Source organism: Microcystis sp. LE19-84.1B, from assembly GCF_027531875.1.
GTDB lineage: Bacteria > Cyanobacteriota > Cyanobacteriia > Cyanobacteriales > Microcystaceae > Microcystis > Microcystis panniformis.
In genome coordinates this window covers 1-10,882 of record NZ_JAPZSR010000239.1, presented here as the reverse complement: position 1 = coordinate 10,882, position 10,882 = coordinate 1, and the positions used below count along the sequence as shown (strand labels likewise).

General features: G+C 43.2%; 10 protein-coding genes and 1 pseudogene. 4 read left to right on the top strand and 7 right to left on the bottom strand.

Annotation, left to right across the window (positions count from 1 at the left end):
- Window positions 1-282, top strand: a pseudogene (locus O9324_RS13875) (RNA-guided endonuclease InsQ/TnpB family protein); the annotation flags it as partial.
- A 169-nt stretch (window positions 283-451) separates the two neighbouring features.
- On the top strand, window positions 452-2,335 hold the full coding sequence (locus O9324_RS13870) for an ATP-binding cassette domain-containing protein (RefSeq protein ID WP_288140479.1): 1,884 nt from the start codon (window positions 452-454) through the stop codon (window positions 2,333-2,335).
- A gap of 49 nt (window positions 2,336-2,384) precedes the next feature.
- On the opposite strand, the gene O9324_RS13865 is transcribed toward O9324_RS13870, so the two are convergent.
- Both O9324_RS13865 and O9324_RS13860 read right to left on the bottom strand, forming a co-directional pair.
- On the bottom strand, window positions 2,385-2,651 hold the full coding sequence (locus tag O9324_RS13865; protein WP_002789481.1) for a hypothetical protein: 267 nt from the start codon (window positions 2,649-2,651) through the stop codon (window positions 2,385-2,387).
- 115 nt (window positions 2,652-2,766) lie between these two features.
- The gene (locus O9324_RS13860; RefSeq protein WP_288140478.1) at window positions 2,767-2,991 is read right to left on the bottom strand and encodes a hypothetical protein; all 225 of its coding nucleotides are present in this window, start codon (window positions 2,989-2,991) and stop codon (window positions 2,767-2,769) included.
- Between the two features lie 62 nt (window positions 2,992-3,053).
- Between O9324_RS13860 and O9324_RS13855 the strand changes: the two genes are divergently transcribed.
- Together O9324_RS13855 and O9324_RS13850 are read left to right on the top strand one after the other, a co-directional pair.
- Window positions 3,054-4,154, top strand: a complete 1,101-nt coding sequence (locus tag O9324_RS13855) for an ABC transporter permease (protein ID WP_288140477.1) — start codon at window positions 3,054-3,056, stop codon at window positions 4,152-4,154.
- A 4-nt stretch (window positions 4,155-4,158) separates the two neighbouring features.
- A complete protein-coding gene (locus O9324_RS13850) occupies window positions 4,159-5,277 on the top strand; it encodes an ABC transporter permease (RefSeq protein ID WP_288140476.1) in 1,119 nt (372 codons plus the stop codon).
- Between the two features lie 74 nt (window positions 5,278-5,351).
- On the opposite strand, the gene pstB (O9324_RS13845) is transcribed toward O9324_RS13850, so the two are convergent.
- The 5 genes from pstB (O9324_RS13845) to pstS form a co-directional block, all read right to left on the bottom strand.
- A complete protein-coding gene (gene pstB, locus O9324_RS13845; protein WP_002765426.1) occupies window positions 5,352-6,149 on the bottom strand; it encodes a phosphate ABC transporter ATP-binding protein PstB in 798 nt (265 codons plus the stop codon).
- A gap of 166 nt (window positions 6,150-6,315) precedes the next feature.
- A complete protein-coding gene (gene pstB / locus O9324_RS13840) occupies window positions 6,316-7,119 on the bottom strand; it encodes a phosphate ABC transporter ATP-binding protein PstB (protein ID WP_002765428.1) in 804 nt (267 codons plus the stop codon).
- A gap of 200 nt (window positions 7,120-7,319) precedes the next feature.
- A complete protein-coding gene (gene pstA, locus O9324_RS13835) occupies window positions 7,320-8,213 on the bottom strand; it encodes a phosphate ABC transporter permease PstA (RefSeq protein ID WP_002765430.1) in 894 nt (297 codons plus the stop codon).
- 202 nt (window positions 8,214-8,415) lie between these two features.
- Window positions 8,416-9,375, bottom strand: coding sequence for a phosphate ABC transporter permease subunit PstC (pstC, locus tag O9324_RS13830; RefSeq protein WP_002765431.1), 960 nt, complete (start codon window positions 9,373-9,375; stop codon window positions 8,416-8,418).
- 91 nt (window positions 9,376-9,466) lie between these two features.
- Window positions 9,467-10,588, bottom strand: a complete 1,122-nt coding sequence (gene pstS, locus O9324_RS13825) for a phosphate ABC transporter substrate-binding protein PstS (RefSeq protein ID WP_288140475.1) — start codon at window positions 10,586-10,588, stop codon at window positions 9,467-9,469.
- Window positions 10,589-10,882: the final 294 nt, after the last annotated feature.

Sequence of the window (10,882 nt, the reverse complement as noted above, 5' to 3'; positions counted from 1 at the left end):
CAAGAAGAATTAGAGTTTTTAAACGAAGTTAGCTGTGTACCTTTACAACAAGGGTTAAGACATTTACAAACAGCTTTCACTAATTTCTTTGCTGGTCGTACTAAGTATCCTAACTTTAAGAAAAAACATCAAGGAGGAAGTGCCGAATTTACCAAATCTGCTTTTAAGTTCAAAGACAAACAAATCTATTTAGCTAAATTCACAGAACCCTTAGCAATTCGCTGGTCGCGACAAATCCCAGAAAGCTGTGAACCAAACACAGTAACAGTCAGATTACATCCCTAATCGTGAGGTTTGGGAATCGCCGTCCGTTTTACGGCGGCGAGGATGTCAAGCTAGGGGCTTGGAACGAGCCTCTTTAGATGCAGAGTCGTCTAGTGCTACCTTGTGCGGAAGTATGAGGCATCTAGGGACGAAGAAACTTCAGAAACTCGAATCGAGGGCGTAGCGGATGGGAGTAGTTCATGTCGTCAACCTCCAGAAAAACTACGGCAATTTTGCCGCCGTTAGAGGGATAAATTTCCAAGTCTATCCGGGGGAAATTTTTGGCTTAATTGGTCCAGATGGAGCGGGAAAAACCACCACCTTTCACATTCTGGGCGGGGTGATGAACCCATCGGGTGGTTATGTGGATTTAGAGGGAAAAAAGCCCCGTCACGTCCGTCAAACTATCGGCTATTTAACCCAACAATTTTCCCTCTATCTTGACCTCAGCATTGATGAAAACCTGCGTTATGCGGCCAATTTGCGCCGAGTAACCGAGAGGGATTTGCAAGCGCGTCGGCATAAATATTTAACTTTAATGAACCTGAAGGGCATCGGCGATCGCCTAGCCGGTCAACTTTCCGGGGGCATGAAACAAAAACTCGCCCTCTGTTGCGCCCTGATTTCCCGTCCCCAAATCCTACTTCTCGATGAACCCACCACCGGAGTTGATCCCGTCTCTCGGCGAGAATTTTGGGATATTTTAGCCACTTTAGCCCGCGAAGGTATAACAATTGTGGTGGCTACTCCCTACCTCGATGAAGCGGAACGTTGTCACCGCATCGCTTTGATGTACGAGGGAGAAATTCACGAGATCGGAACCCTCAGCCAATTGCGCCAACGTCTCGGTTTACAACGCCTGGAAATTCGATCGCCCGATATCGCCGCTACCGCCGAAAAAATACTTCTTTTGGTGGATGGACAAAATATTAATGACGTGCAGTTATTTGGTGATCGTCTAGATGTGTTAACTGGCAATCCCCAGCAAGCAACCAGAATTATTCAGAATGCGATCGATCATCTCAGCGCTATCCACCCTAGCGAGGCAACCCTAGAAAACGTCTTTGTCACCCGTTTGCGACAACAGGGTTCCGATCCCCCTTTTATCCCCTTACCAAAGTTTAAATCCGAGACCATCACCACGGGAATAGCGATCGATGCTAGGGATTTGCGGAAAACCTTCGCTAATTTTTGCGCCGTCAAAGGTGTTACTTTAACCATTGACTACGGAGAAATATACGGCTTATTGGGGGCGAATGGTGCGGGAAAAACCACCACGATTAAAATGCTGTGTGGGCTACTTTCCGCCTCTGATGGCGAGATTTCCTTAGCTGGGCGCAGTCAAGACCTGCGTAATCCCAGCTTACGGCAAAAAATTGGTTATATGAGCCAAAAATTCACCCTTTATGATGATCTCACCGTGATCGAAAATCTGGAATTTTACTGCGGGGTTTATGGGGTTCCCCCGCGCTACCGTCAGCAAAAAATCGCTTGGGTTTTGGAAACGGTGGGATTAATCGGACGGGAAACAATGTTAACCGGAAGACTGCCGGGAGGATGGAAACAACGCGTCGCTTTTGGCGCTTCCGTCATGCACGAACCGGAGATACTATTTCTCGATGAACCCACTTCTGGAGTTGATCCCCTAGCGCGACGACAATTCTGGCGCTTAATTAACGATTTGGCTCGTCAGGGAACTGCGGTATTAGTGACAACCCATTATCTCGAAGAAGCGGAACAATGCAATCGTCTGGGTTTTATGGTAGCTGGAGAAGTGGTGATGCAAGGTTCCCCCAGTCAAATTAAAGCAGCACAACCGGGGCAATTAATCGAATTACGTCTCGATCGAGTGCAACAAGCGGCAGCAATTTTAAAAACCCGTTTACAAGCTTGGCGCGTCTCGATTTTTGGCGATTGCTTGCACCTGACTCTCGATCATCCCGACAGGGAAATTCCAGAGATCAAAAAGATTGTCAGCGCCGCAGGAATACAGGTACAATCCTTGCGTTTGCTTCCCTTTTCTTTAGAAGACGCATTTATCAGCGTTGTGCAGAGAATTAATGGGGATTGATCAAGCTTTTTGCCGATAACTTGGATAATATATACCTGTTGGCTAATCTTTACTCTTGATCTGGGGATTGTCCGAAAAGATGCTCTACGATTCGCTTAACTTCTGTACGGATACCAGTGACTTCGTTGCGGAAAAACTGCCGATCGCTCTCAGCTTGAGTGATAAATTGATTTAAGCGCTCGTTGGTTCGTTCCAGACTCGCTGCTATTGTCCTAACCTCACGGGTTAGCTGTGCTATATCTTCTCGATTCTGTTGCGTGAGGACAACGGTAGCCTGTAGTATGCTCTCGATCCGTTCTAATCTTTCATCCGTCATCGGTTACAATCCCTTTAGAGCTTTTTAAGTAGGGAGGCACAATTATTTGTAGGATGGGTTAGCGGTAGCGTAACATAATCGGGCGTTGGGTTTCATGCTTCAACCCAACCTACGTTCATCTACTGAGAATTATATAGGGTTTGCTGAATAAATCTAAAAACCTTGTTGGATAATGTCTTTGGGCTTTTTTGAAATCAAAAAGTACCGGGGATGGGAGTGATCGGGCGGAAAATTCGGGGACTTTTTCCCTGAAAATTAGGTAGTTGACCACCTGAAAATCGATAAAACCCCACACCCTGCCACCACGAGAAACTTTTGGCCGCAAACCCCACTTAGACATCAAAAGGATGCGATAAGTTCCCTAAAAATGCCGTAAAAATTTATTCTTAATCGGGCAATTTCATGAAACGAATTCTCTCCCAATGTCGTAAGGAATTAGTGCAGTTTAGTCGTGATCGACTTACCCTCGCCCTCGCTTTCATTTTGCCCGTGATGACTCTTTTTATCTTTGGTTTTGCTATTCGTTTAGAGGCGAAAGATATACCAGTTTTAGTGCAAGATCAAGATCGAACAGTTTTTAGTCAAAATTATGGCGATCGCTTGTTCGCCACTAATTTATTTATTCCCGTGGTTTGGGAAGGCAACCCTGAAACCGCTTTAGATCGAGGTATTGCTAGGGCAATTGTTGTGATTCCTCCCGATTTTAGTCGTAATTTACAAGCCAATAAAACCGCCGAAATTCAAGCAATTGTTGATGGTACAGATGCTAATAATGCCCGAATTATTCGCAGTGCGATTAAAGCGACTACCCGCTCTTTTTTACAAGCAGAAAACTTAATTTCTGCTACTATTCCTATCGAAACTGCCACCCGACTTTGGTTTAATCCGGGACGACAAGAATCTCTCTATATTGTGCCGGGGGTTTATGCTGTGGTTTTATGGATTTTTCCCTCACTTTTATCAGCGATAGCTATGGTACGAGAAAAGGAAAAAGGCACAATTTTACAAGTTTATGCCTCCGCTCTCACTGCCGAAGAATTAATACTAGGTAAATCCCTCGCTTATCTAATAGTAGGAATCGGAATCGCCATCGGAGTTATGGGTTTAGGAAGTCTGATTTTTCAATTAAATTTTGCCGGTGATCCAATGCCATTACTGTTAGGAACTATCCTCTATTTATGGGCAAGTGTGATGTTTGGATTAATGTTAGGTGCGCGTACCAGTAATCAAAATTCTGCGGTGCAAGGTGTTTCTTTAGTGGGTTTTCTCACTGCTTTATTACTCAGTGGTTTTATTTATCCGTTAAGTAATATTCCCTTTCCCCTCTCTTTAGTTTCAAATATAGTTCCCGCTCGTTATTATATCGAAATTACTAGAGATGCTTTTGTCAGGGGTGTGGGTTGGGCAGGTATTGGCAATAATTTAGTTATCATTTTACTCTTGGGAATGGTCTTATTTTTATTGGCAATAAAAGCTATATCAAGAATGCAGTTAGGAGAATAATAAGATGTTTAAGCAATTATTTACAGGTCGTTTTTTATCTTTAGTTATTAAAGAAATTCGCCAGATATTACGCAACAAACAGTTAATTATTCTCTTGATTTTTCCCCCAACTATTCAACTATTAATTTATGGATTTGCGCTTAATCCCGATGTTCATCATATCAAATTAGGAATAGTCGATTATGCCGCTACTGCTGAAAGTCGCTCCCTCATCGCTGCTTTTACCGAAAATCAGATTTTTGATGCCGAAATGATCACTTTTGATGAGAAAACATTAACCCAACAGGTGGAAACAGGAAAATTAACCGCTGGTTTGATAATTCCTCCCGAATTTAGTCGCAATCTCACCCAAGAAAAAACCGCATCTATTCAAGTTTTTATCGATGGAGTGGATGCCAATACCGCAGGAATTGCTAAGGGTTATATCAATCAAATTGTCCAAGAATTCGGCACGGGAAAAGTTAATCAAAATGCGCCACTTCCCATCTCAACACAAGTAATTTTCTTTTATAATCCCGGACTTTCTAGCAGTTGGTTTTTTGTCCCCGGAGTCATGGGATTAGTATTAACTTTAATCGGTTCGATCGTTTCTTCCATCACCGTTGTTAAAGAAAAAGATACGGGAACTCTCGAACAATTACTGATGACTCCTGCCGCTGCTTGGGAGATTTTGTTAGCTAAAGTTGTGCCTTTATTCATCCTCCTTTTGGGTGATGTTTTGTTAGCATTAACCATCGGTAAAGTGATTTTTAATGTGCCATTTCGGGGCAACTTTTTCCTATTTATGGCTTTAGCTAGTCTCTATATTTTTGTTAGTATTGGTGTCGGTATTATGTTAGCGACACTCTGTCAATCCCAACAGCAGGTAGTTTTAACCACCTTTTTTATCAATTTACCCATGGTACAATTATCAGGAGCGATCGCACCGATTGAAACGATGCCGCCATTTTTTCAATATCTCTCTCTTTTTAATCCTCTCCGTCACTACATAGCTATTATCCGCGGTATTCTTTTAAAAGGTGTCGGTTTAGAAGCTTTATGGGTTCATGTATTGGCTCTGATTGGTTTCGCTGTGATACTTTTAACTATTAGTGCCAAACGTTTTCGCAATCAGTTAAGTTAATCGTTTTTCAATCATTCCAGATGGAAAAAATTAATCTATCCCGGAGTCATGAATAACGATTAATTATTAATACTCTAACCAAAACGACCGCTAACATAATCTTTAGTGGACTCTTGAGCAGGATTTTGAAAGATAGCCTCGGTGCGATCATATTCCACTAAATAACCCACTTTACCACCTTTTGGGGTCGGTTCAGCATTATAAAAAGCCGTTAAATCAGAAACCCGCGACGCTTGTTGCATATTGTGGGTGACAATAACTATAGTATATTGGGTTTTCAATTCGTGAATTAATTCCTCAATTTTTAGGGTAGAAATTGGATCGAGTGCCGCACAGGGTTCATCCATTAAAATAACTTCTGGTTTAACCGCAATAGCGCGAGCAATACATAACCTTTGTTGTTGTCCCCCTGATAAAGCTAAACCACTTTCTTTGAGTTTATCTTTAACATCATCCCAGAGAACGGCTTTTTTTAAAGATTCCTCTACTAATTGATCCATATCACCAGTGTAACCATTTAAACGCGCCCCAAAAGCGATATTTTCATAGATAGATTTAGGGAAAGGATTCGGTTTCTGAAAAACCATACCGATGCGACTGCGTAACCCCACAGGATTAACGGAATTACCATAAATATCTTGGCCGCGAAAGGTAACTTTTCCCTCAATTTTGGCACTTTTAACCAGATCATTCATGCGATTAAAACAGCGCAGAACCGTACTTTTTCCGCAGCCAGAGGGACCGATAAAAGCGATCGCTTTTTTCTCAGGAATATCAAGGTTAACATCACGAACAGCGAGATTAGAACCATAGTAAACGTTTAAGTTTTTGGTTCTCAAAACCGCATCGGTAACAACATCAGTACTATACATAATCTTTAAAGGAATAGGTGTTGGGGAATAGGTGTTGGGTGTTGGGGTAGTGGGGTAGTGGGGTAGTGGGGTAGTGGGGTAGTGGGGTAGTGGGGTAGTGGGGAATTTAGCTGAAATTTCCCTATCTCCCTATCTCCCTATCTCCCTATCCCCTAAACAACTGAATTTAGCCAAAACGTCCACTAACATAATCTTTAGTTGCTTGTTCTTGAGGATCACCGAAGATTTTGTTCGTATGATCAAACTCGACTAAATAACCAATTTTGCCACCTTTATCGGTGGGTTCAGCGTTATAAAAAGCCGTTAAATCTGCTACTCTAGTAGCTTGTTGCATATTGTGAGTAACAATAATAATTGTATAACGTTCTTTTAATTCGTGCATTAATTCCTCAACTTTTAAAGTTGAAATTGGATCGAGTGCCGAACAGGGTTCATCCATTAATAATACTTCTGGTTGAGCGGCAATAGTGCGAGCAATACATAATCTTTGTTGTTGTCCCCCCGATAGGGAAAAACCGCTTTCTTTCAGTTTATCTTTTACTTCTTCCCAGAGAGCTGCCCGACGCAAGGAAGTTTCTACTAATTCATCTAAATCGCCTTTATAACCATTTAATCGCGCTCCGTAAACCACATTATCATAAATGGATTTGGGAAAAGGATTAGGGCGCTGGAACACCATACCGATACATTTTCTGACTTCGACAGGATCCACCTCTTGAGAGTAAATATCCTGGTTATGATAAAAAACTTTGCCGTCAATACGAAAACCGTGAATTAAATCATTGAGACGATTAAAACACCTGAGAATGGTACTTTTTCCGCAGCCAGACGGTCCGATAAAAGCGGTGACTTTATTTTTGGGAATATCGATGGAAACGTCTCGTACTGCCCGATAATTACCATAGTAGATATCAGCCTTATCCACCTTTAAAACGGTTCCTGTAGAATGGGGGTTAGAGTTAGTTAGCATAAATTATTTCCCTTGAATTTGACTAATTGATGAATTGGAAAGATAGGTAGATTTTTACTTAAATATCCCTTTTGGCTTTTCACTTTTTCCCTGACTTAAGTAGGGAGGCACAATTATTTGTAGGATGGGTTAGAGGTAGCGTAAACTATGCGGGCGTTGGGTTTCATGCTTCAACCCAACCTACGTTCTTTTTCCTTGACTTAATAGGTTTTCTGGCGCGTGGCTAAACGGGATAAAATGTTAGTTAACAACACCAAAAGCACGAGAATTAAAGCACCTGCCCAAGCTAATTGCTGTTGAGGGGCAAAAGGGGCAGTAGCAAAGTTGAAAACTAAGACCGAAAGGGTGGCAATCGGTTCAAAGACACCCCGAGGCCAAAAGTTAGAGAATAATGCCGTAAAAATTAAGGAGGCGGTTTCCCCGGCAGCCCTAGCAATTGCTAAGGTTACACCGGTCAAAATAGCGGGAACTGCCGCAGGAAGGACGATTTTTAGGACGGTTTGGTAGTTATAGGCCCCTAAACCCATGGCTGCCCAGCGGATGTCTTGGGGAACGATTTTTAAAGCCTCATCGGTGGTTCTAATAATAGTCGGTAACATTAACACCGCTAAACCGATCGAACCGGCAAGGGCAGAAAAGCCTAAAAGGGCTGTTCCTTCGCCAAATAAGGGGGCAACTAGCAAACCGTAGGCGAAAACCCCGACAATAATCGAAGGGACACCCGCTAAAACGTTGGTAGCAAAGCGCACACCCTGGGCAAGTTTGTTATCACCGCTAAATTCCGAGAGATAAACCGCCGCTAAAACGCCGATGGGAACTGCGATCGCTGTGGACAGGGCAACGACAATAATTGTGCCTAAAATGGCGTTAGCGATGCCTCCTCCTCCTAAACCCGGTGGTGGCGGTAATTTAGTAAAGAGATTGGCGTTTAAACGACCCACCCCTTGCACAAAAACAAAGCCTAGGACGGCAAAGAGGGGAATCACAGTAACAGCTAAACATAAGGCCGAGAGAACGGTCATAATTGTCCCCAATAGCGATCGAGGACTACTCGGTTTCTTTTTGAGATTATTGCCTAAATTCGCACTATCCATATCAGTTATCAGTTATCAGTTATCAGTGAACAGTGAAGAGTAAGTAGGTAGGTGTTAAAAGTTGTCAGTGATTAGTAAACAGTGAAAAGTGAAAAGACAGCAGTAAACTGCCATTTGATGATGAACACTTAATACAAACTGCTCACTTAATACTCAAAACTTAAAACTCAAAACTGATAACTGATAACTGACGACCGACGGCTTAATACTTAGCTTTGACGCGATTAACGATTAATTCGGCGAAGATATTGACTACTAGGGTCAAAACCAAGAGAACAAAACCCGCATACATTAAAGCTGATACTTGCATTCCCGATGCTTCGGCGAATTGGTTAGCCAATAAGGAAGCGATCGTGTTAGCAGGGGCGAGAATAGAGGCACTAATGCGGTTAGAATTGCCGATAATCATCGTTACTGCCATGGTTTCCCCTAAAGCGCGCCCTAAAGCTAACATAATCCCCCCGACAATCCCGGAAAAAGCGGCAGGAATTAAGACTCGAAAAATTGTTTCCCAACGGGTGGCCCCCAAACCTAGGGAAGCTTGCCGCAAATCCGGCGGTAAAGCGGCCAAAGAGTCACGAGAGATAGCGATAATAATCGGCAGGATCATAATTGCTAAAATAACCCCCGCCGGTAACATTCCAGGACCCCCTAAAGGAGTACTAAACAGAGGAATCCAACTAAAATTAGCATTTAACCAGTTACCAAGGGGTCTGAGGATAGGAATCAATACAAAGATACCCCATAATCCGTAAACAACACTGGGAATAGCGGCCAAAAGTTGTACGAGAAAAACCAAAATTGTCCGCGCATTTAAGGGAATAAAATCTTCGCTTAAAAAAATGGCTGAACCGATACCGAGGGGAACAGCAATCAGGAGGGCAATCAGAGAACTAACGAGAGTTCCGTAGATAACCGGCAGAACTCCGAATTCTTCCCGACCGCGCACGGGATTCCAAGCGCTACTGGTCAAAAATCCCAGACCAAAGGTTTGAATCGCTGGTAGGGCCCGAATAAAAATAACTAGGGCAATTAGGAGCAAAATTACCCCAATAGCGATGGCAAAGGCAGTGGTTAATCCGACAAAGCTTTTATCGAGGATTTTTTCCGATTCTGGACGTTCTTTGAAAGTTGAGTCGGGCGAAACTGTGGGCGCACTCATGATTAGGGTTAAAATCCAGCTAGTTTGCGGTAGCTAAGGTCGAAATTGGCCTTTCTACACTATTGTAACTTTGAATACATTTTTTCGGCGACTAATCCACCTTGATCGTGTAATCAGGATAGATGACATCGGCAGCGGCGGCTACTCGTTCCCGGACGTTTTTCGGTAGGGGAATATAACCAAGGGGAGCTGCTTGTTCTTGTCCTTGGTTAAGTCCAAATTCGATCATCGCCTCCATTGCTAAAGCTTTTTGGGGATCGTTGTATTTTTTGTAAACCAACATCCAGGTATAGGTGACAATGGGATAGGAATTTTCCCCCGGCGGATCGACAATAAAAGCGCGTAAATTTTCAGGCAGTTCAACGTTAGCGAGGGTAGCAGCGGCGTTGGTTTCATCGGGAATGACAAATTTACCCGCCTGATTTTGCAGGGCGGCCATGGGCAGTTTATTATTTTTAGCGAAACCGTACTCAATATAACCGATCGAGCCTGGATTTTGTTGAATTAGGGCAGTTACTCCCTCATTGCCCCTACCGCCGAGAAATTTACCTTTTTTGGTCGGCCATTGTACGGCTTTTCCTTCCCCGATGCTTTTTTTCCATTCGGGACTAACGGCGCTTAAAAACTTGGTAAAAACTCCCGTTGTTCCGCTACCGTCTGCCCGGTGAACTACGGTAATTTCTTCATCGGGTAGTTTTAAATCGGGGTTATCGGCGGCGATTTTGGCATCGTTCCAACGGGTAATCGTGCCTAAAAAGATGCCTACATAGGCTTCCCTACTTAGTTTCAGCCCTTCTACTCCGGGCAAATTATAAGCCATAACGATGCTTCCCGCCGTCATCGGTAGCAGTAAAACCCCGCGGCTAACTCTGGCCATATCCTCGTCAGTCATGGCTACGTCGGAAGCGCCAAAATCGATCGTACCTTGAATAAATTGTTCGACTCCCGCCCCGCTACCAGTAGATTGATAGTTAATTAGCAGTTTAGAAAATAGTTGATGAATGGTGACAAACCAGTTTTGATATAGGGGTGCGGGAAAAGAAGCACCCGCACCATTGAGGGCGACCTCTCCCTTTAGGGGAACTTGGGCGATTCTATTGTCCCCTTCTGTGCTAGTTCCCGCCGTATCGCCGCCCCCACAAGCGGTTAAAGTCGCTGTTAAAGTGGCTATGGATAAGGCTGTTAGTAAATGGGTTCTGTTTTTGTTGAGCATAGGATTAATTTTGATCCGTAAACTGCCTTAAATCTTACGCTAAAATTTACCACGGCTTGGTAAAGAATAGGTTAAGAAGTGAATAAAAGAACGTAATGTATTGTCAAGAAAAGTTTTCTCGGTAACTAGACAAAAATCTCAACTTCTTTTACCATTTATTTTGACTAAACATTAGTTTTAAGTAGGGAGGCACAATTATTTGTAGGATGGGTTAGCGGTAGCGTAACCCATGCGGGCGTTGGGTTTCATGCTTCAACCCAACCTACGTTCTTCTTTTACTATTTATTTTGACTA